Source organism: Pseudomonas delhiensis (assembly GCF_900187975.1).
In the GTDB taxonomy this organism is placed as follows: domain Bacteria; phylum Pseudomonadota; class Gammaproteobacteria; order Pseudomonadales; family Pseudomonadaceae; genus Pseudomonas; species Pseudomonas delhiensis.
This window is the reverse complement of sequence record NZ_FZPC01000006.1, coordinates 187,281-214,216: the sequence shown is the minus strand read 5'-3', so window position 1 is coordinate 214,216 and position 26,936 is coordinate 187,281. Positions and strand designations below refer to the sequence as shown.

The following is a 26,936-nucleotide window of genomic DNA, read 5'->3' as shown; positions in this document are numbered from 1 at the left end:
ATGATCATGAATTTAGTCCGCCCAAAGAACCATGGGCGAAGTTAATTAAATGACTCATGAATGGGACCGATATGTAGTCCACTTCCGCAAGGAAAAGCTGAAATTTCTGCTGACTTCGATATATCTGGACAATACCCAAACAAGTGACCAATAACGGCAGATAATGCCCTTAAAACTGAAACTGCCTGACAGTTAGTGTCACCTCTCAAAGAAAAATCCCTGCCCCATGGCACTGTCCGATCCCGCTCCCACCCCGTAAAATCCCGCTCTTTTTCCCGGACTGCCGCCATGAGCTCCCTCGAGAACCCCGTCACCGCCGACAAGGCCCAGCGCGACCTGGTCTACGGCCTGGAAGACCGCCCCGCCCTGCCCGTCACGCTGCTCGCCGCGCTGCAGCACCTGCTGGCGATCATCGTGCCCATCGTCACCCCCGGCCTGCTGATCTGCCAGGCGCTGGGCGTTTCCGCGCGGGACACCAACCTGATCGTGTCCATGTCGCTGGTCATCTCCGGCATCGCCACCTTCGTCCAGTGCAAGCGCTTCGGGCCCTTCGGCGCCGGCCTGCTGATCGTCCAGGGCACCAGCTTCAACTTCGTCGGGCCGCTGATCGCCGGCGGCGCGCTGATGGTCAAGCAGGGCACGCCGGTGGAACAGGTGATGGCGGCCATCTTCGGCGTGGTCATGGCCGGCTCCTTCGTGGAGATGGGCGTGTCGCGCATCCTGCCGTTCGTGAAGCGCCTGATCACCCCGCTGGTGACCGGCATCGTGGTGCTGATGATCGGCCTCACCCTGATCAAGGTCGGCCTGATCAGCATGGGCGGCGGCTTCTCGGCGATGGCCAACGGCACCTTCGCCAACGGCGAGAACCTGCTGCTGTCGGGCGTGGTGCTGGCGATCATCGTGGTGCTCAACCGCATCCCGGTGGTGTGGATGCGCAGCGGCGCCATCGTCATCGCCCTGGCCGTGGGCTACGTGCTGGCCGGCTACCTGGGCCGCCTGGACTTCACCGGCATGCACCAGGCCGCGCGGTTCCAGGTGCCGGTTCCGCTGCACTTCGGCCTGAGCTTCTCCTGGAGCCTGTTCATCCCCATGCTGGTGATCTACCTGGTCACCTCGCTGGAGGCCATCGGCGACGTCACCGCCACCAGCAAGGTGTCGAAGCAGCCGGTGGAAGGCCCGCTGTGGATGCAGCGGATCAAGGGCGGGGTGCTGGTCAACGGCGCCAACTCGCTGCTGGCCGGCCTCTTCAACACCTTCCCCAGTTCGGTCTTCGCGCAGAACAACGGGGTGATCCAGCTGACCGGCGTGGCCAGCCGCCACATCGGCCTGTGGATCGCCGCGATGCTCATCCTCCTGGGCCTGTTCCCCAGCGTCGCCGGGGTCATCCAGGCGGTGCCCGAGCCGGTGCTCGGCGGCGCGGCCATGGTGATGTTCGGCGCGGTGGCCGCCTCGGGCATCAACATCCTCGCCAGCGTCCAGCTGGACCGCCGCGCGCTGCTGATCATCGCGGTCAGCCTGGCCCTGGGCCTGGGCGTGTCGCAGGTGCCGGAGTTCCTCGCGCACATGCCGGCGGCGCTGCGCAACGTGCTGGAATCCGGCGTCGCCACCGGCGGCATCTGCGCCCTGCTGCTGAACTGGTTCCTGCCGGAAACGCCGGCGGCCCAGGCCCGGCACTGAGCCCGCCACGACGCCACCTGCCGGTGGCGTCGTCGTTTATGCTGGGGGCATGAGCACTCCCCTGCGCGTCGGCGTGATCGCCGACACCCACAACCTGCTGCGCCCCGAGGCCCTGGATGCCCTGCGGGGTTGCGGGCGCATCCTGCACCTGGGCGACATCGGCAAGCCGGGCATTCTCGATGCGCTACGCCAACTGGCGCCGCTGGACATGGTGCGCGGCAACAACGACACCGAAGCCTGGGCCGAGGCGATCCCCGAGACCCTGGTCCTGGCGTTGGGCGGACTGCGCCTGTATCTGATCCACGACCTCAAGCAACTGGCCGTCGATCCGCGCGCGGAAGGCTTCGACGTGGTGCTAGCCGGGCATTCGCACAAGCCGCTGCAGGAGGTGCGCGACGGCGTGCTCTACCTCAACCCCGGCAGCGCCGGGCCGAGGCGCTTCAAGCTGCCGATCACGCTGGCGATCCTGAGCATCGCGGACGGACAGGCTTCGGTGGAAATGATCACGCTAGGCTGAACGTAGGGCGAATAACCGCTAGCGGTTATTCGCCCTACGGTTCCAATAACTGTCGAGCCAGGGCGTCGACCTGTTCCTGGCGTTCGCTCTTGTCCACCCGCTTGCGGCCATTCAAGGTCGACCACTCCGGGTGCGCCCGCGCCTTGCGCAGCGCCTCGGGCAGCTTGCCTTCGCGCCACTGCTTGTCTTCCGGCGAGTCGACGCGTATCGCCTCCATGGCCGCGTGGCCGCGCGCCTGCAACGCTGCCAGCAGTTGCCGCTGGCGCAGGGCGAGCAGGCGCAGCACGCTGTCGTCCACCGAGAGTTCGCGCTGGCCCTTGAGCTTGCCGAGCAGGCGCTGGCCGTAGTGGCCGACGGTCTGCCAGGCGCCGCCGGCCAGGGCGCCGAGGGCGGTGGCGGCGCCCAGGGTCAGGCCGCCCACCAGCAGGTCGATGCCGGCGCCGGCCGCGGCGCCGGCAGCCACGCCGCCGCCCAGGCGCACGCCGAGCTGGCGCAGGGTCTCGGGGTTGAACAGGTCATCGCCCCAACGCCCGTCCAGCAGCGGCAGGTCGGCGGCGCGGGCATCGTCCTTGCGGAAGGCATGGAGGCGCAGCAGGGCCTGCACGCAGGCTTCCTCGCGCTTGCGCACGCGGTCGCGCAGGGCCTCGGTGGCCTTGCGGATGGCCTCGGCGTCGCCGGGCACCAGGTCGCGGCAGGCGGCGACGTCCACCAGCAGTTCGGCGATCAGCTTGGCGCCGGCCTCGCGCCGCGCCACGGCCTGGACCTCGTGGTCCTGGATCAGCCGCTCCAACTGCGGGCGGGACTTCTCCAGCAGCAGCGCCAGGCTTTCGTAGAGTCGCCGTTCGCCGTCCAGCGGCGGCGCCACGCTGTCGAAGCGCACCAGGGCGTGCAGGCCCAGGCGCGACAGGGCCTCGCGCCACTGCGCCTCGCGGTGGCTGGCGCTGGCGACGAAGTTCAGCACCGGCAGCAGCGGCCGCGCGCAGCCGGCGAGCACCGCCAGTTCGTCGCGGTACTTGGCCAGCACCGGCTCGCGGGCGTCGATCACGTAGAGCCCGGCATCGGAGGCCTGCAACTGGCGCAGCACCTTGGCTTCCTGCTCGAAGCGCCCGCGCGCCTCGCTGCCGTCGAGGAAGCGGCGCAGCTTCTCCGGGCCGTCCAGGCGCTCGCCGGGGCGCTCCAGGGCGTCGAGGTAGTCGCGCAGGGCGATGGCGTCCTCCAGGCCCGGCGTGTCGTACAGCTCCAGCAGCGCCTGGCCGTCCACCGACAGGCGCGCCCCCTCGACGTGGCGGGTGGTGCTGGGGCGGTGCGAGACCTCGCCGAAGCCGACGTCACGGGTCAGGGTGCGCAGCAGCGAGGTCTTGCCGACGTTGGTGTGGCCGACCACGGCCAGCCTGAGGGGCTCAGTCATGTCCGCTCTCCAGCCAGGCCAGGGGCGATGCGCCGCTGTGCGGCAGGTTCAGCCTGTCGATGGCGGCATGCCAGTCGGCCAGGCGGTCGCTGTCCAGGCCGATGCCCGCCGGCGGCTGCAGCAGCCAGACGCGGGTGGCGCCGGCGCAGCGCGACAGCTCGGCGATCAGCGCCAGGGTGCCGCGGTCCGGCGAGCGCCGCGGGTCGCAGGCGATGGCCAGGCGCGCCGGCGGGTAGCGGGTCAGCTGTTCCAGCAGGCGGCGGCGTTGCGCGCCATCGTCCAGCACGCCGGCATCGGCCACGCCGGCCGGCAGCTTCGGCGGCCAGCTCTGGCTGTCGTCCAGTTCGATGGCCACCAGCAAGGCGCCCTCTGCGCTGGCCGCAGGGTTCTGCGCCTGCGGCTCGACCAGGCTGGCCGGCGCGGCATCGTTCACGCCCAGGCGCTCGCTGCCGGGCTGCAGGCGCTCGCGCAGCAGGCTGTAGCCCGGCAGCGAGAGGTCCAGGCGCAACGCCGCGCGGCCGCTGCGCCAGCGCCACAGGCAGAAGGCCCAGAGCAGCAGGCGCGGCAGCAGCCCATAGACCAGCAGGATGCCCACCAGCCAGCCGGCCCAGGCGTGGCGCGCGGCCTCGCTGGCCACCAGGGCGTCGCCGCTGGCGCGCACCAGGTCGCTGTCCGGCAGCGGGAAACCCAGCAGCGAAGGCAATGCGCCCAGCCCCTGGGTAAGGAAGACGAAGGTGTCGCCGCCGAGGATGGTGGTTTCCCAGACGAAGCCGTAGCGCCGCGTCGACAGCAACGCCAGCAGCACCACCAGGGCCGCGCCCAGGGCCAGCAGCCACAGGCCGTGGACCAGCATGCCCAGCGCCCAGCGCGTCAGGCGCTGGCGGCCGAGCAGCACCAGCAGCGACGGCGCCAGCTGCGCGGCGCGGGCGTCGCGCGCCAGCTTGCCGCTCAGCCACAGCCACAGGCGGCCCAGGGCGCCGGCCGCCTCGCCGCCGCCGAGGGCGAAGCCGCAGGCCCAGCCCAGCAGCATCAGCAGGTCCAGGCCGAGCAGGCTGGCCAGGGCCCAGAACACGTTGACCGGGCGCTGGCCGTCACCCAGGGCGGCCAGCGCCAGGCCGGCGCCGCTGAGCAGGGCGAGGACGATCAGCAGATAGAAGGCCAGTTGCGCGCCCTGTTTCCACAGGCGCAGGGCGCTGTCCAACTGGTCGCGCCCGGCCAGCCACAGGGCGCGGTGCTCGATGCGCCGGGGCAGTTCGCCGCCGGCGGCGATGGCGCGGCGGTTGGCTTCGGCATCCTCCAGCGGGCCGGCCTGCTCCTCGCGCAGGCGCACGGCTTCGCACAGCCACAGTCGGTCGAAGGCGGAAGGTGGGGCGGTATCGCTCACGGGGTCTCCGGCGCTGGTTCCTGGGCGCAAGCATAACCGCTGCGCCGCGCCGCGTCCGCCCGCCAGCTCTCCGGGGTAACGGTAACACCGGCGGCCACCGACCGAACCAAGGAAGGGCTTACCCGGCGCGCGCACGGGTATAGGGTGCCAAAGCCAACCAGAACAACAACAACGAGGCCCGCCATGCCGCGCGTCCTGCCCTGCGCCCTGCTCCTGCTGGCCGCCGCCCGCGCGGCGGCCGTGGAAACGCCCCCGCCCCGGCCCTCCGACTGGGGCCCGGACACCCCGCTGATGCAGGCGGTGCCGCCGCGCCAGCTGGACGACAAGGTCGGCCAGCGCGACTCCGACAGCGACGAGTCGAAGCTGTGGATAAGCCACACCGACTTCCGCCTGCACGACGACATCGGCTTCTTCATCCGCCGCATGCTGATCCGCATGAGCTCGGTGGGGCCCAAGGGCACGCCGCTCATGCTCGACGACCCCAGGGCCATGGTGGCGCGCATCCAGGCCGGCGACATCTTCGTCGCCGACGCCACCCTCGCCACCCTGCTCAACGCCGAGCTGCGCAGCGCCGACGCGCCGGTGCGCAACCTGGTGCTGAGCACCCGCAAGGACGGCCAGGAGGTGCGCGGCGAGCTGCTGCGCAAGGGGCGCTGGCGGCCGCTGCGGATGCTCACCGGGATCGAGCAGGCCGGCCCGCTGAAGGTGGCCCTGGTGCCGCAACGCATCTTCGTCGACGGCGTGGACGTCACCCCTTCGCTCAGCGCCGCCTCCATCGAGATGTCCGAGGTGCTGCGGCTGCACACCGCGCACATGCAGCTGCTCGGCAACCGCATCCTGGTCGACCTCGACGGCCTGTTCCCGCCACCGCGCCTGGACTTCGCCGTGCGCAGCCTGAAGCTGGCCGACGGCGGCATGGACCTGCTGCTGGGCGAGGACCTGGCCGGCCTGCAATGGCCGCGGTTGCAGGCGCCGGAGAGCTACATGTTCATCAAGGGCGGCGACATCAAGATGGCCCGCACCATCCTGGTCAAGGCCTACGCCCTATTCACCAGCCTCAGCCCCGGGCAGCCGCTGCTGTTCAACCTCTACGACTACCGCCGCCAGCTGCAGTACGGCGAGATCCGCCTGCGCCAGGACGGCATGGTGCACATCGCGGTGTCGCCGGTGAAGGCGCCGGCGCCGCAGGAGAAAGCCCTATGAAGCGCCTGCTGCCCCTGGTCCTCGCCCTGCCCCTGCTGGCCGCCGTTCCGGCCTGGGCGCAAACCGCCATCGACCGCCAGCAGCAGGAACTGCAGCTGCTGCGCCAGGGCTGGTTCCAGCAGACGCCGCCGGAGGCCGGCCACGCCGCCAGCCGCCCGGGCGGGATTCGCGATTCCGGCCAGGACGGCGTCGGCCTGCTGCTGCATGACGTGGACATGTACTTCGAAGGCGGCATCGGCTTCCACAGCCCGCAGCTCAAGGGCTGGCTGCTGCCGCTGCAGGCCGGCGCGCCGGTGGACTTCGACCGCCCGCAGGACATGCGCATCCAGGTCACCGAGGGCGAGGTGATCCTCGACCCGCAGCAACTGGCCAACCTGTTCAACCAGCGCATCCTGGCTTATCCACAGAGCATGCTGCGCGACTTCGCCATGAGCGTGGACGGCGAGCGCCTGCTGGTCAGCGGCCAGGTGCAGCCCCTGGGCATCGGCCCCTGGCTGCCGCTGCGGCTGTCCGGCAGCGTGCGCCTGGAGGGCGACGAGATCCTCTACCAGCCGGACCAGGTCAAGGTCCTCGGCGTGCCGGCCTACGGCGCCATGAGCCTGGTCGGCCTGCACCTGGATTCGCTGGTCGAGCTGGAGCGCCCCGGCGCCCTGCTGCGCGACAACGCCATGCGCCTGAACTACCACCAGGTGTTCCCGCTGGCGGGCATCGACGGCAAGGTCGACGCCGCCTGGCTCGATGCGCAGGGCCTGCACCTGCGCTTCGCCCGCCCGGCCGGCAGCCCGCCGCCGCGCTTCGAGCCGCCCACCCTGGCCGGCCCCTCGTACATCTGGCTGCAGTCGGGCGACCTGAAGATCTTCGAGATCCTCATCACCTACGCGCAGGTGCTGCTCAAGGCCGAGCAGCCGGACCAGAGGCTGGTGTTCAACCTCAGGGACTACCGCAAGGTGCTGGCCACCGGCATCACCCAGGTCAACGAGGACGGCACCTTCTTCATGCGCGTGCCGCCCTATGCGAACGACGCGCCGGCCCAGCGGCTGGTATCCTCTGCCACCGACGGATCACCCTGAGCACATGACCGGAGCCACGATGTCCCAAGCCCCTTCCCGCCTGCCGCTGGCGATGATCGCCGCCCTCGCCGAGAACCGCGTGATCGGCATCGACAACCGCCTGCCCTGGCACCTGCCGGCCGACCTCAAGCACTTCAAGGCGCTGACCCTCGGCAAGCCGATCATCATGGGCCGCAAGACCTGGGACTCCCTCGGCCGCCCGCTGCCCGGCCGGCTCAACCTGGTGGTCAGCCGCCAGGCCGGCCTGCAGCTGGAAGGCGCGGAAGTCTTCACCTCGCTGGACGCCGCCCTGGCGCGCGCCGACGCCTGGGCCCGGGAGGAGGAAGCCGAGGAGCTGATGCTGATCGGCGGCGCCCAGTTGTACGCCGAAGCCCTGCCCGTAGCCGAGCGCCTGTACCTGACCCGCGTGGCCCTGAGCCCGGCGGGCGACGCGCACTTCCCCGAGCTGGACGAAAGCCGCTGGCGCCTGGCGTCCAGCATCGAGCATGAAGCCGCGGCGGAAACGCCGGCCTATGCCTTCGAGGTCTGGGATCGCGCTTGAGGGGTGTCTGCCGGTGAGCAGTGGGTCCGGGGTTGACTCCGGCCCTCTCCCCAACCCTCTCCCTGAAGGGAGAGGGAGCCGTTCGGAGTGGCTTGTAGGCCAGACACCATCCTTCCACCCCGTCATTCCCGCGAACGCGGGAACCCAGAGACGTTGGGTTCGCGAGCAAGAACCAGGCGTCCCCCTCGCTCCTACGAAAAGCCGCCGTCCCGTCAGTGGGTCGCCGGCTTCGCCGCCGCGCGGCGGTAGGCCCAGACCATCAGCGCGATGCCGCCGAGGATCATCGGCACGCACAGCAGCTGGCCCATGGTCAGCCAGTCCCAGGCCAGGTAGCCCGGGCCGCCGTTGCCGCCGGCGCCCTGGTCGGCATCCGGCAGGCGGAAGAACTCGACGAAGAAGCGGAAGCAGCCGTAGCAGAGGATGAACAGGCCCGATACCGAGGCGGTCGGCCGCGGCTTGCGCGAGAAAATCCAGAGGATGGCGAACAGCACTATGCCTTCCAGGGCGAACTCGTACAGCTGCGAGGGGTGGCGCGGCAGCTGCGCGGGGTCGCTGTAGGGCGGGAAGATCATCGCCCAGGGCACGTCGGTGGGCTTGCCCCACAGCTCGGCGTTGATGAAGTTGCCGATGCGCCCGGCGCCCAGGCCGATCGGCACCAGCGGGGCGATGAAGTCCATCAGCTGGAAGAAGCTCTTGCCGTTGCGCCTGCCGAACCACCAGGTGGCCAGCATCACCCCCAGCAGGCCGCCGTGGAAGGACATGCCGCCCTCCCAGACCTTGAACAGGTTCAGCGGGTTGGCCAGGTAGAAGTCCAGCTTGTAGAACAGCACGTAGCCCAGGCGCCCGCCCAGCACCACGCCGCAGGCGACCCAGAACACCAGGTCGGAGAGCTTCTCCTTGCTCCAGGTCGCATCGAAACGGTTCAGCCGGCGCGAGGCCAGCAGCCAGGCGCCGCCGATGCCGATCAGGTACATAAGCCCGTACCAGTGGATCTTCAGGGGGCCCAGCGACACCGCTACGGGGTCGATCTGTGGATAGGGCAGCATCGCTTACTCCTAGGGTTTGATCAGGAAACTCATGCCGATGCAGAACATCAGCAGAGCGAACAGGCGCTTGAGCACCTTGGCCGGCAGGCGGTGCGCCAGGCGCGCGCCGATGCGGGCGAAGAACATGCTGGTGACGGCGATGCCCACCAGCGCCGGCAGGTAGACGAAGCCGAAGCTCCACTGCGGCAGTTCGGGCCGGTGCCAGCCGACCGCGATGAACGAAACCGCCCCGGCGATGGCGATGGGCAGGCCGCAGGCGGAAGAGGTAGCCACCGCCTGCTGCATGGAGACGCCGCGCCAGGACAGGAAAGGCACGGTCAGCGAGCCGCCGCCGATGCCGAAGATCGCCGAGGCCCAGCCGATGAAGCCGCCCGCCGCGCCCAGCCCGCCCTTGCCCGGCAGGCTGCCGCCGGCCTTGGGTTGCAGGCCCAGGGTCATCTGGATGGAAATGAGCACGGCGAAGACGCCGATGATCTTCTGCAGCACCGGGCCCTTGATGGCCGAGGCGGTCAGGGCGCCCAGGGCGCTGCCGACGACGATGCCCACGGTCATCCACAGGACCACCGGCCAGAGCACCGCGCCGCGGCGGTGGTGCTCGAGGATGGAGTTGACCGAGGTGAAGACGATGGTCGCCAGGGAGGTGCCCACCGCCATCTGCGTCAGCACCTCGACGGGGAAGCCATGGGCGGTGAAGCTGAACACCAGCACCGGGACGATGATCAGGCCGCCGCCGACGCCGAACAGCCCGGCCAGCACCCCCGCGCAGGCACCCAGCACCAGGTAGAGAAGGAACTCCATGGAGACCTCGGGTGGCAAAAGCGGCATGGTACCGAAAATGCGCCGGCGACGGCAGCCGCCCGCGGTGCAACGGGCCTTTCGGTACCGATATGAAGAAAATTTCATCCTGCGCCGCGCGCGGGCAACGGCGGCTATTGAGTTGCCACCGCCAGTTACCTACCCTGCCTGGACCACCACCGCAGGGCCCTGCCCCATGTGCCTGATCGTCCTTGCCTGGCGCCCCGGACACGCCATGCCGCTGATAGTCGCGGCCAACCGCGACGAGTTCTATGCCCGCCCCACCCTGCCGCTGGCGGCCTGGGAGGATGCGCCGGAGGTCTATGCCGGGCGCGACCTGGAGGCCGGCGGCACGTGGATGGGCCTGGGGCCTGGCGGGCGTTTCGCCGCCCTGACCAACGTGCGTGATCCGGGCCAGCCGCTGGGGCCGCGCTCCCGCGGCGAACTGGTGGCCGGCTTCCTGCGCGGCCGCCAGGCGCCGCTGGCCTACCTCGCCGAGGTGCAGCGCCGCGCCAGCGAATATTCCGGGTTCAACCTGCTGGTCGGCGACGCCCGCCAGCTCTGCTACTTCAACCCCCGCGACGGCGCGCCACGGGAACTGCCGGCCGGGCTGCACGGCCTGTCCAATGCCACGCTGGATACGCCCTGGCCCAAGCTGCTGCGCGCCCGCGCCGCCCTTGAGGAACACCTCGACGAAGCCGAGCCCGATACCCTGCTGGGGCTGCTCGGCGACCGCGAGCGCCCCGCCGACGAACGGCTGCCGGAAACCGGCGTCGGCCTGGCCACCGAGCGCCTGCTGTCCAGCGTGTTCATCGCCAGCGCCAACTATGGCACCCGTGCCAGCAGCGTGCTGCGGGTGCATGCCGACGGGCGCCGGGAGTTCATCGAACGCAGCTTCGGTCCGGAAGGGGCCCACCTGGGCGAGGTGCGCCTGGTGCTCGACGCCTAGGGCCCGCTACGGGGGAAAGCTCGCGCCTACGAAAGGCACCCGTAGGGCGAATAACCCCGAAGGGGTTATCCGCCGTTCCGAATGCCAATCCCGCGCAGGGGCCAACGGCGGATAACCGCGAACGGTTATGCGCCCTACGGGATCAGCCGTGAGGCACACGCTTCCAGCAGGCACGGACGATCCCCTCTCCCGCTTGCGGGGGAGGGTTAGGGAGGGGGTTGCGGGTTCGTCCTACAGTTGCCGGGCGGCACGGTATTCCCTCCCGTAGGAGCGGAACTTTTCCGCGATAGCCGGAGGTTCCGGCGCGATTCGCGGATGAGATCCGCTCCTACGCCGCCCCACCCACGCCATCTCCATGTAGGAGCGCGCCCTGCGCGCGATTCGCGGGCAGGGCCCGCTACACCATGCGCTGCGGCCTAGCACACCTCGATGGCATCGCGCAGGCGCTTGGCCCGGTAGAGCGCGTCGTCCAGGCGACGCAGCAGGCCCTCCAGGGATTCGGCGCGGCGCATGCCGGCCAGGGCGAAGCTGGCGGTGAGGGGTTGCTCCAGCTCGCCGCAGGCCTCGCGGATGTGCAGGCGCAAGCGCTCGGCCAGGCGGGTGGCGGAGGCCACCGGGGTGTTGGGCAGCAGCACGATGAATTCCTCGCCGCCCCAGCGGGCGAAGCAGTCTTCCTCGCGCAGGGTCTGGCGCACCGCCTGGGTCACCGCCACCAGTACGCGGTCGCCGACCGGGTGGCCGAAGAGGTCGTTGATGCGCTTGAAGTGGTCGAGGTCGAACATCAGCAGGCTGACCTGCTGGTCGTGGCGCTGGAAGCGCTGCCACTCCTGCTGCAGGCTGCTTTCGAAGCGGCGCCGGTTGAAGATCTGCGTCAGCGGGTCGGTCTCGCTCAGGCGCACCGCCACCGCGGCCTGCTCGGCCAGGGCCAGGTTGGCCTGGCGCAGGGCCTCGGTGCGCTGTTCGACCAGTTGTTCGAGGTTGCGGTTGAGTTCGCGCAGCTCCTCGTTGCGCCGCTTCAGCTCCAGCTCGATCAGCTTGCGCTCGTGGATGTTGTGGTGGGCGCCGATCATCCGCGTGGCACGGCCCTGCTCGTCGAATTCGACGAAGCGGCCATGGTCCCTTATCCACAGGTACTCGCCGTTGGCGCAGAGGCAGCGGTACTCCTCGGCGTAGGCCGCCTGCCGCCCGTCCAGGTAGGCCTGGAAGCTGCGCATGACGCGGGGGAAGTCGTCCGGGTGGATCACCGAGTGCCAGGTGGCGACGTTCTCCGGCAGGCCGTCGATGGGGTAGCCGAGCATGCGGTACCAGCCGGGGCTGCGCTTGACGTCGTCGCTGCGGATGTCCCAGTCCCAGATGCCGTCGCTGACGATCTCCAGGGCATAGCGGAGGGTCTTCTCGATGGCTTCGCGGTCGTCCGCGCACGCTTGTTGCTCATCCATAAGCCTTCTCCCGGCGCTGCCGGCGTGTACGGGGCCCCGGGGACGACTCGGCTCCGGGGAGGGCGGCGCCCCAGGCTCAGCCCTGGATGGTCGCCGCCGGGTTGATCACCCGGCCGAGGCCGAGGTTGCGCAAAGCCAGGTGCAGGGAGCTGTGGATCACCTGCGGGTTGTCGAAGGTCATCAGTTGGCCGAGCAGCTCGCGGGCCTTGCCCAGGGTGATCTGGCGCAACAGCCACTTCACCTTGGGCAGGTTGGTGGCGTTCATCGACAGCGAGTCGAAGCCCATGGCCATGAGCAGCACCGCGGCCGCCGGGTCGCCGGCCATCTCGCCGCAGATGCTCACCGGCTTGCCTTCGGCGTGGGCGTCGTCGACCACCTTCTTCAGCGCCTGCAGCACCGCCGGGTGCAGGTAGTCGTAGAGGTCGGCCACGCGGGGGTTGTTGCGGTCCACCGCCAGCAGGTACTGGGTCAGGTCGTTGGAGCCGACCGAGAGGAAGTCCACCTGGCGCGCCAGCTCGCGGGTCTGGTACACCGCCGCGGGGATCTCCACCATCATGCCGATGGGCGGCATGGGGATGTCCACGCCTTCGTCGCGGATCTCGCCCCAGGCGCGGTGGATCAGGTGCAGCGCCTCTTCCAGCTCGTGGGTGCCGGAGATCATCGGCAGCAGGATGCGCAGGTTGTTCAGGCCCTCGCTGGCCTTGAGCATGGCGCGCGTCTGCACCAGGAAGATTTCCGGGTGGTCTAGGGTGACGCGGATGCCGCGCCAGCCGAGGAAGGGGTTGTCTTCCTTGATCGGGAAGTAGGACAGCGCCTTGTCGCCGCCGATGTCCAGGGTGCGCATGGTCACCGGCAGCGGGTGGAAGGCCGAGAGCTGCTCGCGGTAGATCGCCAGCTGCTCCTTTTCGCTGGGGAAGCGGTCGTTGATCATGAACGGCACTTCCGTGCGGTACAGGCCCACGCCCTCGGCGCCGCGCTCCTGGGCGCGGGCCACGTCGGCCAGCAGGCCGGTGTTGACCCACAGCGGCATGCGGTGGCCGTCGAGGGTCTCGCAGGGCAGCTCGCGCAGCGCGGCCAGGCCCTTGCTCAGCTCCTTCTCCTCGGCGACCACTTCGCCGTACTGCTTGACCAGCTGCGGCGACGGGTTGGTGTAGATCTCGCCGTGGTAGCCGTCGACGATCAGGTCGATGCCGTCGACCTTGGAATACGGCAGGTCGACCGCGCCCATCACCGTGGGGATGCCCATGGCGCGGGCAAGGATCGCCACGTGGGAGTTGCCCGAGCCGAGCACCGAGATCAGGCCCACCAGCTTGCCCTCGGGCACCTCGCCGAGCATCGCCGGGGACAGTTCCTCGCTGACGATGATGGTCTGGTCCGGGTAGGTCAGGTTCTGCTTACGCTCTTCCTGCAGGTAGGCGAGGATGCGCCGGCCGATGTCCTTGACGTCGGAGGCGCGCTCGCGCAGGTAGGCGTCGTCCATCAGCTCGAAGCGCGCCACGTGCTCCATCACCACCTGGCGCAGGGCGCCCTGGGCCCACTGGCCGGAGCGGATGATGCGCTTGACCTCCTGGCCGATGGAGGCGTCGTCGAGCATCATCAGGTAGACGTCGAACAGCGCGCGTTCTTCCTTGCGCAGCTGGGTGGCGAGCTTGCTGGAGAGGTTGCGCATGTCCTCGCGGACCGACTCCAGGGCCTGTTTGAAGCGCTCGACCTCGGCCTCGACGTCGTCGATGGGCTTGTCCGGGACCACTTCCAGGTCGGCCGGCGGCAGCACCACCACGGCCTTGCCCACGGCCACGCCGGGGGCGCCGGGCACGCCGACGAACTTGGCCTCCTGGATGCCCTTGCCGAGCTTGCCCAGGCCACGGATCGAACCGGTGGCCTCGGCGTGGGCGATGACCCCGGCGAGCTGCGCGCTCATGGTCACCAGGAAGGCTTCCTCGCCCTCGTCGAACTGGCGCTTCTCCTTCTGCTGCACCACCAGCACGCCCATCACCCGGCGGTGGTGGATGATCGGGGCGCCGAGGAAGGAAGCGTAGCGTTCCTCGCCGGTCTCGGCGAAGTAGCGGTAGCGCGGGTGCTCGGAGGCGTTCTCCAGGTTCAGCGGCTCCTCGCGGGTGCCCACCAGGCCCACCAGGCCTTCGTTGGGGGCCATGCTGACCTTGCCGATGGAGCGCTTGTTCAGGCCCTCGGTGGCCATCAGGACGAAACGGTTGGTGTCGGCGTCGAGCAGATAGACCGAGCACACCTGGGTGCCCATGGCTTCCTTGACCCGCAGCACGATGATGCCCAGCGCCGCCCTCAGGTCCTTGGCGGCGTTCACTTCCTGGACGATCTTGCGCAGCGTGTTGAGCATGCTCAGGGCCTTATCTCCTATTCAGTCCCGCGCCAGCAGGCGCGGCGCCAGTTCCTTCAGGGCCCGCCGGTAGACCTCGCGCTTGAAGGTCACCACCTGCCCCAGGGGATACCAGTAACTCACCCAGCGCCAGCCATCGAACTCCGGCTTGCCGGTCACATCCATGCGTACCCGGTTCTCGTCGCCGGTCAGGCGCAGCAGGAACCACTTCTGTTTCTGGCCGATGCACAGCGGTTGGCTGTTGGTGCGCACCAGCCGTTGCGGCAGACGATAGCGCAACCAGCCGCGGGTGCAGGCGAGAATGCGCACATCCTGCTCTTCCAGGCCGATCTCTTCGTTCAACTCGCGGAACAGCGCCTCTTCAGGAGTTTCCCGGGCGTTGATGCCGCCTTGCGGGAACTGCCAGGCCTCCTGGTTGATGCGCCGCGCCCACAGAACCTGACCGGCCTCGTTGGAGAGGATGATGCCGACATTGGGGCGAAAACCATCGGGATCGATCACGGCGGTACATCCTCGAAAACGCGTGTGCCCGCATTGTTCCACAAAGCCTGTGACAGCGGCAACGCGAGGCTTGGCGCGCATGGGCAGGGCGGGCAAAAGCCGTTACTCTAGGCGACTTTTCCGCTTTCGCAATCAATGGTGAACCATGGCGCGTCTGGCCCTCTTCGACCTCGACAACACCCTGCTGGCCGGTGACAGCGACCACAGCTGGGGCGAATGGCTGTGCCAGCGCGGCCTGGTCGACGCCGGCGAATACCAGGCGCGCAACGATGCCTTCTATGCCGACTACCAGGCCGGCACCCTGGACGTGTTCGCCTACCAGGCCTTCACCCAGGCGATCCTCGGCCGCAACAGCCTGGAGCAGCTGGCCACCTGGCATCGCCAGTTCATGGAAGAGGTCATCGAGCCGATCATCCTGCCCCGCGGCGAAGCCCTGCTGGCCGAGCACCGCGCCGCCGGCGACCGCCTGGTGATCATCACCGCCACCAACCGCTTCGTCACCGGCCCCATCGCCGAGCGCCTGGGCGTGGAAACGCTGATCGCCACCGAGTGCGAGATGCGCGACGGCCTCTACACCGGCCGCACCTTCGACGTGCCCTGCTTCCAGGGCGGCAAGGTGACGCGCCTGCAGCGCTGGCTGCAGGAAACCGGCATGGGCCTGGAAGACAGCTACTTCTATAGCGACTCGCGCAACGACCTGCCGCTGCTGGAAGTGGTGGCCCACCCGGTGGCGGTCGACCCGGACGAGGTCCTGCGCGCCACCGCCCAGGCGCGCGGCTGGCCGGTGCTCAGCCTGCGCGACTGAGCCGCCTCAGAAGCCCTTGTTGACCATCAGGTGGAAGATCGCCAGGAAGGCCAGGAACGCCGGCCAGCCCAGGGCGAACCACCAGCGCATGTAGAGGAAGGCCCGCGGCGGCAGCGCCGTGCCATCGCGGTGCGCCGCCTCGGCCATGTCGCGCACGCGGATCTGCAGCCACACCACCGGCAGCCAGCAGGCGCCGGCGAAGACGTACAGCGCCAGGCTCCACGACAGCCAGCCCGAGTCCAGCGGCCAACCGGCCAGGTGCGCCATGGCGGCGCCGCTGAGCGGCTGGAACACCGCCGTGGTGGCGATGAACAGCCAGTCGGCGGTGACCAGGTGGCGGAAGGTCGCCCGGATCACCTCCAGGTGGCCGCTGCGCCAGGCCCGCCAGGCGTAGTAGGCCGAGCCCAGGCCGGTGCCGAACAGCAAGGTGGAAGACAGGATGTGCAGGGTCTTGAGCAGCAGGTAGGGGCTCATCGGCGCTCCGTCGCCGTCGATCTCACAGCGGCTTGGCCAGCATCAGCGCGAGTATCGCCAGCCAGCCGAGCAGGGCCAGGGCGAAGAACACCGCGCCGAAGCGCAGCTCGCGCACCGCCGCCTCGGCCAGCGGCTCGCCGCTGTCGCGGGCGCTCACCGCCAGGCGGCGGATGCGCCACAGGCGGCCGGTGAACAGCAGCCAGAAGATCGCCACCAGGATCAGCAGGCAGGCGCTGGCCAGCAGCCAGGTCTGCCCCAGCGGGAAGCCGGCGCGGTGGACCATCTGCCAGCCGGTGAGCGGCAGGCTGGCCACGCAGCCGGCGACCAGTACCCAGGCGGCCAGGCCGATGCGCCGCAGCGCCTTGGCCAGCACGCCGGCATCCCCGCCGCGCCAGCTGCGCCAGCCGTACCAGGCGAGGCCGGCGATGGCCAGCAGCGGCACGGCCACGGCGACGCCGTGGAGGATCTTGAGGGTCTGGTAGGTTTCCATGCGGGCGGTCCCTGTCGCGATTCGGGCTGTTCCCTCAGCCTAGCAGCGCTGCCGGCCGGCGGGTTGAGCTGGGACAGCGCGTGCCGCCCCGGCGTTCCCCACCCGGCCGCCCGGCCTCAGCCGAGGAACAGCTTGTAGGCCGGGTTGTCGGTCTCGTCCCAGTACGGGTAGCCGATTTCCTCCAGCGCCTGCGCCACCTTGTGGCGCTCCTCCTCCGGCACCTGCAGGCCGGCGACCACGCGGCCGTCGGCGGCGCCGTGGTTGCGGTAGTGGAACATGGTGATGTTCCAGCGCCCGCCGAGCTTGTTGAGGAAGTTGAACAGCGCGCCGGGGCGCTCGGGGAACTCGAAGCGGAACACCTGCTCGTCGCTGACCCGCGGCGAGTGGCCGCCGACCATGTGGCGGATGTGCAGCTTGGCCAGCTCGTTGTCGGTCAGGTCCAGCACCGGGAAGCCCTGCTCGCGCAGCTGCTCGACCAGCACGGCGCGCGGGTCGCTGTCCGGGTGGGTCTGCACGCCGACGAAGATGTGCGCCTCGCTGTCGGTGTTGTAGCGGTAGTTGAACTCGGTGATCTGGCGCTTGCCGATGGCCTCGCAGAAGGCCTTGAAGCTGCCCGGGCGCTCGGGGATGGTCACGGCGATGATGGCTTCGCGCTTCTCGCCCAGCTCGGCGCGCTCGGCGACGTGGCGCAGGCGGTCGAAGTTGATGTTGGCGCCGGAGTCGATGGCCACCAGGGTCTGCCCGCGCGCGTCGTCGCGCTCGACGTACTTCTTGATCCCGGCCACCGCCAGGGCGCCGGCCGGCTCGGTGATGGAGCGGGTGTCGTCGTAGATGTCCTTGATCGCCGCGCAGATTTCGTCGGTGCTGACGGTGATGACTTCGTCCACGTAGCGCTTGCAGATGTCGAAGGTGTGCTGGCCGATCTGCGCCACCGCCACGCCGTCGGCGAACAGCCCGACCTGGCCCAGCACCACGCGCTCGCCGGCGGCCATGGCGGCCTGCAGGCAGTTGGAGTCGTCCGGCTCGACGCCGATGACCTTCACCTCCGGGCGCAGGTACTTCACGTAGGCGGCGATGCCGGCGATCAGCCCGCCGCCGCCCACCGGCACGAAGATGGCGTCCAGGCGCCCCGGGTGCTGGCGGAGGATCTCCATGGCCACGGTGCCTTGGCCTGCGATCACGTCCGGGTCGTCGTAGGGGTGGATGTAGACGTAGCCCTTCTCTTCCACCAGCTTCAGCGAATACGCCAGCGCCTCGGGGAAGGCGTCGCCGTGCAGCACCGCCTTGCCGCCGCGGGCGCGCACGCCCTGGACCTTCAGCTCCGGCGTGGTGCGCGGCATGACGATGGTCGCCTTCACCCCCAGCTCCTTCGCCGCCAGGGCCACGCCCTGGGCGTGGTTGCCGGCCGAGGCGGTGACCACGCCGCGCGCCAGTTCCCCGGGGCTCAGCTGCGCCAGCTTGTTGTAGGCGCCGCGGATCTTGAAGGAGAACACCGGCTGCAGGTCCTCGCGCTTGAGCAGCACCTGGTTGTCCAGGCGCTCGGAGAGGCGGCGGGCCGGTTGCAGGGGCGTTTCCCCGGCGACGTCGTAGACGCGCGAGGTGAGGATCTTCTTGACGTACTGTTCGAGCATCGGGGCGGGCTTCGCAGGGACGGGGCACAAAGCCGGCAGTCTACTCCAGTCGGCGGCCGGCGGGAGCGGCGAATCCACATTCGCCCGGCGGCCCCGCTATAATTCGCGCCCCAAGCCCCTTTGCCGGAACCCCCAGATGAACCAGGACCAGCTCAAGCAGGCCGTGGCCCAGGCCGCCGTCGACCACATCCTCCCGCACCTCGACAGCAAGAGCATCGTCGGCGTCGGCACCGGCTCCACCGCCAACTTCTTCATCGACCTGCTGGCCCGCCACAAGGCCGAGTTCGACGGCGCCGTGGCCAGCTCCGAGGCCACCGCCCAGCGCCTGAAGGGCCACGGCATCCCGGTCTACGACCTGAACAGCGTCAGCGAGCTGGAGTTCTACGTCGACGGCGCCGACGAGAGCAACGAGCGCCTGGAGCTGATCAAGGGCGGCGGCGCCGCGCTGACCCGCGAGAAGATCGTCGCGGCCGTGGCCAAGCGGTTCATCTGCATCGCCGACCAGAGCAAGCTGGTGCCGCTGCTCGGCGCCTTCCCGCTGCCGGTGGAAGTCATCCCCATGGCCCGCAGCCACGTGGCCCGCGAGCTGGTCAAGCTGGGCGGCGACCCGGTCTACCGCGACGGCGTGCTGACCGACAACGGCAACATCATCCTCGACGTGCACAACCTGCGCATCGACAGCCCGGTGGCCCTGGAAGAGAAGATCAACAACATCGTCGGCGTGGTCACCGTGGGCCTGTTCGCCGCGCGCCCGGCCGACCTGCTGCTGCTCGGCACCGCCGAGGGCGTGAAGACGCTCAAGGCCTGAGCCCCAGGCGGCCGCCGTGCCGGCGGCCACCCCCGGCCCTCTCAAGGGCCCCTGAAACTTTCCGCCGGCCGGCTGCCGAACGTCTACCCTGGGTCTGGGTAGACGGCTCAGCACAGGAGGCAGCCATGTCCGCGAAATACCATCTGAAGAAGGCCAGCGACGGCCAGTTCCACTTCACCCTGCACGCCAGCAACGGCGAGGTCGTGCTCAGCAGCGAGCTGTACAAGGCCAAGACCTCGGCCACCGAGGGCATCGAGTCGGTGCGCAAGAACTCGCAGCGCGAGGGCGCCTTCGAGGTGAAGGAGGCGAGCAACGGCAAGCACTACTTCGTGCTCAAGGCCACCAACGGCCAGGTGGTCGGGCAAAGCCAGATGTACGCCAGCCGCGCCAACGCCGAGAACGGCGTCGCCGCGGTGAAGCGCTACGCGCCGGACGCCGGTATCAGCGACGATACCTGAGGCGGCTCAGCCGCCGAGCCGCTCGATCCCCCAGGGCCTGGAGCTGACCTGCAGGCGCGGCGGCGTGCCCCGCGCCTGCGGGGCCTCGCGCTCCAGCTGCGCCAGGCAGGCCCGGGGGTCGTCCAGCGGCAATTCCCCGAGGGCCTCCAGCGGCAGTTCCCACCAGCGGCTGGCCAGCAGGCGCTCGACCAGCTCCGGCGGGAAGCGGTAGCGGATCACCCGCGCCGGGCTTCCCGCGACCACCGCGTAGGGCGGCACGTCCTTGTTGACCAGGGACTGCGCGCCTATCACCGCCCCCGTCCCCACCGTCAGGCCGTCGAGGATCAGCACGTCGCGGCCGATCCACACGTCATGGCCGATGGACGAGGGGCGCCGGGGCTCGTCGCGGAGGATCGGGCGGCTGATCAGCCTGGGGTTGGACGGGAAGTTGTGGGTGGTCAGCCAGTCCATCGGGTGCGAATGGCGGCCCTGGCCGATCACCACGCCGGTGGCGATCGAGCAGTAGCGGCCGATGTGCGAGACGTCGAGGAATTCGCAGCCGCTGACCACGTCGGTGTGCGCGCCGATTTCCAGGGAGGGCGAGTAGATCTTCGCCTTGCCGATCTTCACCCCCGGCTCCAGGACCAGCCGCGCGCCGTCGCGCAATGACTTGATCCCGCCGGCCAGGCGGCAGCCGTGCTCGCTCAGCGCCTTGTGCAGGCGGCGGTTGATCAGGGCTTCGCGGATGATGTTCAAGGTCGCTCCAGGGCCGAGTCCGCAGGTGGGGGCGACAATGTAAGCCTTTTGTTACTCGGACTCCACGCCCGGCGCCTTGCGGAACACGTAGAACAGGTTGGGCTCGCTGACCAGGTACAGCGTGCCCGCCTCGTCCATGGCCAGGCCCTCGGCCTGCGGCACGCTGCGCTTGAGCCCCTGCATGCCGCGCAGCAGCGACAGGCTGCTGATGGGCTCGCCGTTGACGTCCAGCTCCAGCACCAGGCGCGACTCGTCCGACAGCGCCAGCAGGTGGCCGCTGCCCTCGTCGTACTGCAGGCTGGAAAGGTCGCGGACGAACAGCCGGCGGTCGCGCTTGAGGTCGTCCAGCACGTGCACGGCGAAGGGCTTGCCGGCCTGGGTGTGGGGGAAACCGCGAATCTCGTAGATGCGCACCGGGTCGCGCTCCTTGGCGACGAACAGGCGCTGGCCGACCGAGTCGTAGGCCAGCCCCTCGAAGCCCTTGTTGCCCATCGGCCCCAGGCCCAGGGACAGCTGCTGCGCCTGGGCGGCGTCCAGCTCGCGGGTGTCGTTCTCCAGGCGCACCTTGAACAGCCGCTGGCGGCGCTCGTCGCTGAGCACGTAGAGGCCGGGGCCGATGTACTCGATGGCCTCGGTGTCGCCGAAATCGTGCAGGGTGATCTTGCGCAGCACGCGGCCGTCCAGGGACAGCTCGACGATCTGCGCCGGCTGGTTGGTGACGGTGAACAGGCTGCGCCGCTCGGGGTCGTAGGTCAGCGCCGAGACGTCGTCGTCCAGGCCCTCGATGGGCTGCGCCTCGATCTCCACGCGGTAGTCGGGCAGCCAGATCGACTGCTCGCGCCAGCTTTCCGCATGGTGCCATTCGCGCACGGCGAACCAGGCGCGTTCGTAGACGCGGAACTGCTGGCCGAGCCAGGCCAGGGCGAGCAGCAGGAGCAGCAGCAGCGCCGCCAGGCAGCGGCGCGGGGTGAGGGAACGGAGCATCGCAGGTCCATGTCGATGGGAGCGCGCAGTAATAGCACAGGGCCGCTGAAGCCAGGCTTAATCGCCGTGCAGGAAATTTCTCCAAGGCTAGAGTCAGGCTAGCGTAATCCCGTGTCCTCGCCGCCCCCGCAAGGAGTTCCGATGAGCGCCGTCCCGCTTCCCGAGCAGCGAACCCTGACCACCCTGCACACGGTGGTGCTGGCCACCGAGGTGCTGAGCCAGGCCGGCATCCCCCGCGGACGGCTGCTGGAAGGCAGCGGCATCGCCGAGGCCGACCTGCTGACGCCGGAGAAATTCATCAGCCACGCCCAGGAACTGCGGGTGTTCGCCAATGCCCTGAACTGCCACCAGGACCCGGCCCTGGGCCTGTACCTCGGCCTGCGCATGCACGTTTCGGCCTACGGCATGCTCGGCTACAGCATGCTGGCCAGCCGCACCCTGCGCGACGCCCTGCAGCTGGCCCTGGCCCACCCGGACCTGCTCGGCACCTACTTCCGCCTGGCCCTGCAGGACCACGGCGACGAGGTCTGGCTGAGCGCCGAGGGCTACCGCTACGCGCCGGAGCTGACGGTGTTCAACACCGAGTTGTGCCTGACCTCGCTGCTCACCGTGGTACGCGACCTGCTCGGCGAATCGGTGCGTCCGCGGCGCCTGCTGCTGGCCTACCGCCCGCCGCTGCACGCCAGCACCTACACCGAGCGCCTGGGCTGCCCGGTGGAGTTCGGCGCCGCCACCAGCGCCCTGTGCCTGGGCCCGGCGCTGCTCGACCGCGCCCTGCCGCTGGCCGACCCGGTCAGCTGCCACAACGGCCTGCAGCAATGCCAGCGCCTGAGCGCGGCCATGAGCGGGCGCGACGACATCCTCGAACTGATCCGCCGCCACCTCGCCAACCACCTGCAGGAAGCCCGCGGCCTGGACGAGGTGGCGCGCCACCTGCACCGCTCCAGCCGCACCCTGCGCCGCCACCTGCAGCAGCACAACACCAGCTACCAGCAGGTGCTGGACGAGGTGCGCTACGACAAGGCCCGGCAGTTGCTCAAGGACACCGACCTGCCGATCTACCTGATCGCCGAGCGGCTCGGCTACAGCGAGACCGCCAGCTTCCGCCACGCCTTCCAGCGCTGGAGCGGGGCGAGCCCGAGCCTGTATCGCGGCTAGGGCCAATCGCGTCCCCACCAGACGGCACAGCTCGCTCTACGAAGAGCAGGACGTAGGGCGAGTAACCGTTCGCGGTTATCCGCCGTTGGCCGATGCACCGAAGCCCGACGACAACGGCGGATAACGCCGTAGGCGTTATGCGCCCTACAGGGGAACGACAGGTTGCCATGGCCGGTGAATATGGCCCTTCAACTTGGCCTGATTTATCCCTTATTGGCCTGTTCTATCGTTCTGCCGCCGCAAAAAGGCGGGCCATTATCAAGCCGCAGCTAGGTGAAGCGGTCGGCAGAACCGCACAACCGCAAACAATAACAACTGCTTGACTGCATGGTATTGAAGCATGACCAGCGCGATTGCCATCGAGCGAATCGGCATGGAATTCGGTACCCCCGGCCAAGGCCTCAAGGCCCTGGACGACGTGTCCCTGGACATCCGCGCCAACGAGTTCTTCACCCTCCTCGGCCCCTCGGGCTGTGGCAAGACCACCCTCCTGCGGCTCATCGCCGGCTTCGAACAACCCACCTCCGGCAGCATCCGCCTCTACGGCGAGCCCATGCAGGGCCTCCCGCCCTTCCGCCGCCCGGTCAACACCGTGTTCCAGAGCTATGCCCTGTTCCCGCACATGACGGTGGCGCAGAACATCGCCTTCGGCCTGGAAATGCAGGGCAAGCCCAAGGCCGAGACCGAGGCCACGGTGAAGGCCATGCTGGAGCTGGTGCGCCTGCCCGACGTCGGCTCGCGGCGCGCCGACCAGCTTTCCGGCGGCCAGCAGCAGCGCATCGCCCTGGCCCGGGCACTGGCCAGCCGGCCCAAGGTGCTGCTGCTGGACGAATCGCTCTCGGCGCTGGACCTGAAGCTGCGCAAGGAAATGCAGATCGAGCTCAAGCGCCTGCAGCACGAGACCGGCATCACCTTCATCTTCGTCACCCACGACCAGGAAGAAGCCCTGACCATGTCCGACCGCATCGCGGTGATGAACAAGGGCCAGGTCCTGCAGATCGGCACCCCCACCGAGATCTACGACGCCCCGGCCAACCGCTGGGTGGCCGACTTCATCGGCGAGACCAACTTCCTCGAGGCCGAGGCCAGTGGCGACGGCGTGGTGCTCGCCGACGGCCAGCGCCTGGCCGCCGCCACCACCCTGCCGGGCAAGGTGACCCTGGCCATCCGCCCGGAACGCACCGAGCTGGCCCAGGACGGCGAGCTGGAAGGCGTGGTGGAGAACGTGGTCTACGTCGGCACCGATACCGTCTACCACCTGAAGGTCGCGGGCCAGCCGGGCTTCCGCGTGCGCCAGCAGAACCGCCAGGGCGCGGTCGGCGCCCATCAGCCCGGCGCGCAGGTGCGCGTGCGGGTGCCCGGCAACGCCATCCGGGTGCTGGCCGAATGAGTACGCTGCGCCTGCAGGCCGAGCGCAAGAGCCTGCGCGCCCGGCTGGCGCTGACCACCCCGGCCATGCTGGTGCTGCTGGTGTTCCTGGTGCTGCCGCTGGGCATCATGTTCGCCGTGTCCATCCAGGCCCCCGGCGACTACGGCGGCGTGAAATGGGGCCAGCACACCCTGGAGGCGTACATCAACTTCCTCTGGGAGCGCGACCTGGACGACGCCCTGGTGTTCAACACCGACTACCTGGGCATCTTCCAGCGCTCCTTCTGGCTGTCCATCCTGACCACCGCAGGCTGCCTGCTGATCGGCTTCCCCACCGCGCTGTACCTGGCGCTGCAGGACGAGCGCCGGCGCAACATGCTGCTGTTCCTGGTCACGGTGCCGTTCTGGACCAACCTGCTGGTGCGCGTCTACGCCTGGATACTGCTGCTGCGCAACGGCGGGCTGATCGACGAGGGCCTGCACAAGCTGGGCTTCAGCGACGCCGCCATCGGCCTGCTCTACACCGACAACGCGGTGATCATCGGCCTGCTCTACACCTACCTGCCGTTCATGGTGCTGCCCATCTACACCAGCCTGGAGAAGATGGACTGGCGCCTGGTGGAAGCCGCCTTCGACCTCGGCGCCAACCGCTGGAAGGCGCTCAGGCGCATCATCATCCCGCTGGCGATGCCTGGCGTTGTGGCCGGCTGCATCCTGGTGTTCATCCCCTCGCTGGGCAACTACATCATTCCCGAGCTGCTCGGCGGCGGTAAGTCGCTGATGATCGGCAACCTGATCCAGCTGCAGTTCGGCACGGCGCACAACTGGCCGTTCGGCGCGGCGCTGTCCTTCGCCCTGCTCGCCTTCGTCCTCGCCGCCATGCTGGTCTACAGCATGCGCTTCAGGCAGGGCGCCGCCGGAGGTCACCCATGAACTCGCTGAACCCGCTGTGGCGCTTCGCCGGCGTGCGCCCGGCCGCCTGGCTGTTCTTCGCCTTCCTCTACGTGCCGATCCTGGTGCTGGTGGTGCTCAGCTTCAACAGCGGCCAGTCGGCGACCCTGTGGGAAAGCTTCAGCTTCAAGTGGTACGCGGTGGTGGCCAACGACCCGGAGATCGTCCGCGCGGCGAAGAACTCGCTGATAGTCGCAAGCCTGGCCACGGTGTTCGCCACCCTGCTCGCCACCCTGGCGGCGCTGGGCATGCGCGGCCGCGCCTTCCGCGGCCAGAGCCTGATGAACGGGGTGCTCGGCCTGCCGCTGCTGGTGCCGGAGATAGTGGTCGCGGTGGCCACGCTGATGTTCTTCGCCTTCATCGGCCTGAAGCTGTCGCTGTTCACCATCCTCATCGCCCACGTGGTGTTCTGCATCCCCTTCGCCTACCTGCCGATCCGCGCCCGCCTGGAGGGCATGGACCCGCGCCTGGCGGAGGCCGCGGCGGACCTCTACGCCTCGCCCTGGAAGGCCTTCTGGAAGGTGACCTGCCCGCTGCTGATGCCCGGCATCCTCTCCGGGGCGATGCTGGCGTTCATCATCTCGATGGACGACTTCGTCATCACCTACTTCGTCGCCGGCGCCGGGGCCACCACCCTGCCGGTGTACATCTTCAGTTCCATAAGAATGGGCATATCGCCGAAGATCAATGCGATCTCCTCGATCATCCTGCTGATTTCCATCGCGTTCGTTGCGTTGTCGTACTACGTCGGCCAGCGCCGGCGTTGACTGCCTCCCGATAAAAACCATTCGCACAGGAGCTTCACCGATGACCATCCGCCGCCTTCCCCTGGCCCTCAAGGCCGCCGCCCTGGCGGGCCTGACCCTGGCCAGCCAGGCTCACGCCGACGGCACCCTGCACTTCGCCAACTGGTCGGACTACTTCCCGCCGGAGCTGCTGAAGAAGTTCGAGAAGGACACCGGCATCCACGCCACCCTCGACTCCTACGACAGCAACGAGACCCTGCTGGCCAAGCTCAAGGCCGGCGGCGGCGCCTACGACGTGGTGGTGCCCTCGGACAGCTTCATCGAGATCTTCGTCAAGGAAGGCCTGCTGCAGAAACTGGACAAGTCGCAGCTGCCGAACCTGGCCAACCTCAAGGACAAGTTCAAGACCCTCTCCTACGACCCCGGCCACGACTACACCGTGCCCTACCTGTGGGGCAGCACCGGCTACAGCTACGACAGCGCCAAGGCCCCGGGCGGCAAGTTCGACGAGAGCTGGAAGCCGTTCTTCGAGCCGCCGGAGGCGTTCAAGGGCAAGGTGGTGGCGCTCAACTCCATCGAGGAGCTGTGGGCCCCGGCGACCTACTACCTCGGCGTGGACGAGTGCACCGAGGACCCGAAACAGGCCGAGAAGGTCCTCGACCTGCTGCTGAAGCAGAAGCCGCTGCTGGCGATGTACAACAGCGACGGCACCATCGAGCGCATGGCCGCCGGCGAGGTGTACATGCACCAGCAGTGGAACGGCGCCTTCCACCGCGCCCACGCCCAGCGCGCCAGCCTGGTCTACGTCTATCCGAAGGAAGGCGTGCGCCTGTTCATCGACAACCTGGCCATCCCCAAGGACGCCACCAACATCAAGGAAGCCCACGTCTTCCTCAACTGGATGATGCAGCCGGAGAACATCGCCGCCGCCTCCAACTTCGCCAAGTACAACAACGCCATCACCGGCTCCGAGAAGTTCATGGACAAGGAGCTGTTCGACGACCCGGCGATCAACACCCCGGAAGACAAGATCGACCGCCTGAAGCCGTTCCAGCTGTGCTCGCCGAAGTCCCTGGCGCTGCGCGCCAAGGTCTGGACCAAGCTGAAGAAATGACCGGTGGGTCCCGCGGCGGGACGGGCGCCCGCCGCAGGGCTGACAGTCAGTTTGGCCACTTCGATCCCTTTTTGACCCTTTACAGGGTTCTGCGGGGCGGCGCGGCGGCCTAAAGTCCGGGTACTCGCCCAGGGAATGGCCGCCAGGGCCGCGACCGCCGCCGCAGCATGCGGCGGCATCCAGGGAGCGCCGCCAGCGAGCATCCACAAGAACAATGCCCCGAGAACGCTCATGAACAGCCCTTGCTCCACCCCGGTTCGCGGCCGTCACCGCGCCCACCCCTTCCTCGCCCGTTCCGTCCGCCGGCAGCGCTGCGGCTGACCGCCCC

26 protein-coding genes are annotated in these 26,936 nt (G+C 69.0%); 14 read left to right on the top strand and 12 right to left on the bottom strand.

Going from position 1 to position 26,936, the window contains the following annotated elements; all coding sequences use genetic code 11:
- The first annotated feature begins 288 nt into the window (after positions 1-288).
- Positions 289-1,677 carry a nucleobase:cation symporter-2 family protein gene (locus CHC02_RS07630; protein ID WP_089390884.1) on the top strand — a complete coding sequence of 463 codons (1,389 nt, stop codon included), beginning with the start codon at positions 289-291 and terminating at the stop codon, positions 1,675-1,677.
- Between the two features lie 49 nt (positions 1,678-1,726).
- Complete coding sequence (locus tag CHC02_RS07625; RefSeq protein ID WP_089390883.1) at positions 1,727-2,194, top strand: metallophosphoesterase family protein; 468 nt, start codon at positions 1,727-1,729, stop codon at positions 2,192-2,194.
- A 34-nt stretch (positions 2,195-2,228) separates the two neighbouring features.
- On the opposite strand, the gene CHC02_RS07620 is transcribed toward CHC02_RS07625, so the two are convergent.
- Both CHC02_RS07620 and CHC02_RS07615 read right to left on the bottom strand, forming a co-directional pair.
- A complete protein-coding gene (locus tag CHC02_RS07620) occupies positions 2,229-3,602 on the bottom strand; it encodes a GTPase/DUF3482 domain-containing protein (RefSeq protein ID WP_089390882.1) in 1,374 nt (457 codons plus the stop codon).
- Positions 3,595-4,986, bottom strand: coding sequence for a DUF2868 domain-containing protein (locus tag CHC02_RS07615; RefSeq protein ID WP_089390881.1), 1,392 nt, complete (start codon positions 4,984-4,986; stop codon positions 3,595-3,597). Before CHC02_RS07615 ends, CHC02_RS07620 begins: the two co-directional genes overlap by 8 nt.
- A 183-nt stretch (positions 4,987-5,169) precedes the next feature.
- Between CHC02_RS07615 and CHC02_RS07610 the strand changes: the two genes are divergently transcribed.
- The 3 genes from CHC02_RS07610 to CHC02_RS07600 are packed head-to-tail and all read left to right on the top strand — an operon-like array spanning position 5,170 to position 7,800.
- Positions 5,170-6,189 (top strand): hypothetical protein, encoded by a 1,020-nt coding sequence (locus tag CHC02_RS07610; RefSeq protein ID WP_089390880.1) that lies wholly within the window; start codon positions 5,170-5,172, stop codon positions 6,187-6,189.
- Positions 6,186-7,259, top strand: a complete 1,074-nt coding sequence (locus CHC02_RS07605; protein ID WP_089390879.1) for a hypothetical protein — start codon at positions 6,186-6,188, stop codon at positions 7,257-7,259. Before CHC02_RS07610 ends, CHC02_RS07605 begins: the two co-directional genes overlap by 4 nt.
- A gap of 19 nt (positions 7,260-7,278) precedes the next feature.
- Entirely contained in the window at positions 7,279-7,800 is a 522-nt protein-coding gene (locus CHC02_RS07600; RefSeq protein WP_089390878.1) for a dihydrofolate reductase, read from the top strand.
- A gap of 212 nt (positions 7,801-8,012) precedes the next feature.
- Here CHC02_RS07600 and lgt read toward each other — a convergent pair whose 3' ends face one another.
- Positions 8,013-8,846: a prolipoprotein diacylglyceryl transferase gene (gene lgt, locus CHC02_RS07595; protein ID WP_089390877.1), complete on the bottom strand. Its 834-nt coding sequence runs from the start codon at positions 8,844-8,846 to the stop codon at positions 8,013-8,015.
- Positions 8,847-8,855: 9 nt separating this feature from the next.
- Positions 8,856-9,644 carry a sulfite exporter TauE/SafE family protein gene (locus CHC02_RS07590; protein WP_089390876.1) on the bottom strand — a complete coding sequence of 263 codons (789 nt, stop codon included), beginning with the start codon at positions 9,642-9,644 and terminating at the stop codon, positions 8,856-8,858.
- A 193-nt stretch (positions 9,645-9,837) separates the two neighbouring features.
- Between CHC02_RS07590 and CHC02_RS07585 the strand changes: the two genes are divergently transcribed.
- Entirely contained in the window at positions 9,838-10,590 is a 753-nt protein-coding gene (locus CHC02_RS07585; protein ID WP_089390875.1) for an NRDE family protein, read from the top strand.
- 416 nt (positions 10,591-11,006) lie between these two features.
- Here CHC02_RS07585 and CHC02_RS07580 read toward each other — a convergent pair whose 3' ends face one another.
- The 3 genes from CHC02_RS07580 to CHC02_RS07570 form a co-directional block, all read right to left on the bottom strand.
- Positions 11,007-12,029, bottom strand: coding sequence for a sensor domain-containing diguanylate cyclase (locus tag CHC02_RS07580; RefSeq protein ID WP_089390874.1), 1,023 nt, complete (start codon positions 12,027-12,029; stop codon positions 11,007-11,009).
- A gap of 76 nt (positions 12,030-12,105) precedes the next feature.
- Positions 12,106-14,385, bottom strand: a complete 2,280-nt coding sequence (ptsP, locus tag CHC02_RS07575; protein ID WP_089390873.1) for a phosphoenolpyruvate--protein phosphotransferase — start codon at positions 14,383-14,385, stop codon at positions 12,106-12,108.
- Positions 14,386-14,406: 21 nt separating this feature from the next.
- Entirely contained in the window at positions 14,407-14,886 is a 480-nt protein-coding gene (locus tag CHC02_RS07570; RefSeq protein ID WP_089390872.1) for an RNA pyrophosphohydrolase, read from the bottom strand.
- Between the two features lie 145 nt (positions 14,887-15,031).
- Between CHC02_RS07570 and CHC02_RS07565 the strand changes: the two genes are divergently transcribed.
- Positions 15,032-15,691 carry a histidinol-phosphatase gene (locus CHC02_RS07565; protein WP_089390871.1) on the top strand — a complete coding sequence of 220 codons (660 nt, stop codon included), beginning with the start codon at positions 15,032-15,034 and terminating at the stop codon, positions 15,689-15,691.
- Positions 15,692-15,697: 6 nt separating this feature from the next.
- On the opposite strand, the gene CHC02_RS07560 is transcribed toward CHC02_RS07565, so the two are convergent.
- From CHC02_RS07560 to ilvA, 3 genes are all read right to left on the bottom strand, one after another.
- Positions 15,698-16,165 (bottom strand): DUF2269 family protein, encoded by a 468-nt coding sequence (locus CHC02_RS07560; protein WP_089390870.1) that lies wholly within the window; start codon positions 16,163-16,165, stop codon positions 15,698-15,700.
- A 22-nt stretch (positions 16,166-16,187) separates the two neighbouring features.
- Positions 16,188-16,655 (bottom strand): DUF2269 domain-containing protein, encoded by a 468-nt coding sequence (locus CHC02_RS07555; protein ID WP_089390869.1) that lies wholly within the window; start codon positions 16,653-16,655, stop codon positions 16,188-16,190.
- Between the two features lie 116 nt (positions 16,656-16,771).
- Positions 16,772-18,316, bottom strand: a complete 1,545-nt coding sequence (gene ilvA, locus CHC02_RS07550; protein WP_279615521.1) for a threonine ammonia-lyase, biosynthetic — start codon at positions 18,314-18,316, stop codon at positions 16,772-16,774.
- A 106-nt stretch (positions 18,317-18,422) separates the two neighbouring features.
- On the opposite strand from ilvA, the gene rpiA reads away from it, so the two are divergent.
- On the top strand, positions 18,423-19,094 hold the full coding sequence (rpiA, locus tag CHC02_RS07545; protein WP_089390867.1) for a ribose-5-phosphate isomerase RpiA: 672 nt from the start codon (positions 18,423-18,425) through the stop codon (positions 19,092-19,094).
- 125 nt (positions 19,095-19,219) lie between these two features.
- On the top strand, positions 19,220-19,552 hold the full coding sequence (locus CHC02_RS07540; protein ID WP_089390866.1) for a YegP family protein: 333 nt from the start codon (positions 19,220-19,222) through the stop codon (positions 19,550-19,552).
- 6 nt (positions 19,553-19,558) lie between these two features.
- Here the strand turns inward: CHC02_RS07540 and CHC02_RS07535 are convergent, their stop codons facing one another.
- Together CHC02_RS07535 and CHC02_RS07530 are read right to left on the bottom strand one after the other, a co-directional pair.
- Positions 19,559-20,287: a CatB-related O-acetyltransferase gene (locus tag CHC02_RS07535; protein ID WP_089390865.1), complete on the bottom strand. Its 729-nt coding sequence runs from the start codon at positions 20,285-20,287 to the stop codon at positions 19,559-19,561.
- Between the two features lie 51 nt (positions 20,288-20,338).
- Positions 20,339-21,271, bottom strand: coding sequence for an SdiA-regulated domain-containing protein (locus CHC02_RS07530; RefSeq protein ID WP_089390864.1), 933 nt, complete (start codon positions 21,269-21,271; stop codon positions 20,339-20,341).
- 141 nt (positions 21,272-21,412) lie between these two features.
- Here CHC02_RS07530 and CHC02_RS07525 point away from each other — a divergent pair, with 141 nt between their 5' ends.
- From CHC02_RS07525 to CHC02_RS07505, 5 genes are all read left to right on the top strand, one after another.
- On the top strand, positions 21,413-22,429 hold the full coding sequence (locus CHC02_RS07525) for an AraC family transcriptional regulator (protein WP_089390863.1): 1,017 nt from the start codon (positions 21,413-21,415) through the stop codon (positions 22,427-22,429).
- Positions 22,430-22,769: 340 nt separating this feature from the next.
- Positions 22,770-23,819: an ABC transporter ATP-binding protein gene (locus tag CHC02_RS07520; RefSeq protein ID WP_089390862.1), complete on the top strand. Its 1,050-nt coding sequence runs from the start codon at positions 22,770-22,772 to the stop codon at positions 23,817-23,819.
- Positions 23,816-24,730 carry an ABC transporter permease gene (locus CHC02_RS07515; RefSeq protein ID WP_089390861.1) on the top strand — a complete coding sequence of 305 codons (915 nt, stop codon included), beginning with the start codon at positions 23,816-23,818 and terminating at the stop codon, positions 24,728-24,730. The genes CHC02_RS07520 and CHC02_RS07515 overlap by 4 nt, the downstream gene beginning before the upstream one ends.
- Positions 24,727-25,515, top strand: coding sequence for an ABC transporter permease (locus CHC02_RS07510; RefSeq protein WP_009613945.1), 789 nt, complete (start codon positions 24,727-24,729; stop codon positions 25,513-25,515). Before CHC02_RS07515 ends, CHC02_RS07510 begins: the two co-directional genes overlap by 4 nt.
- A gap of 40 nt (positions 25,516-25,555) precedes the next feature.
- Complete coding sequence (locus tag CHC02_RS07505; RefSeq protein WP_089390860.1) at positions 25,556-26,608, top strand: ABC transporter substrate-binding protein; 1,053 nt, start codon at positions 25,556-25,558, stop codon at positions 26,606-26,608.
- Positions 26,609-26,936 lie beyond the last annotated feature (328 nt).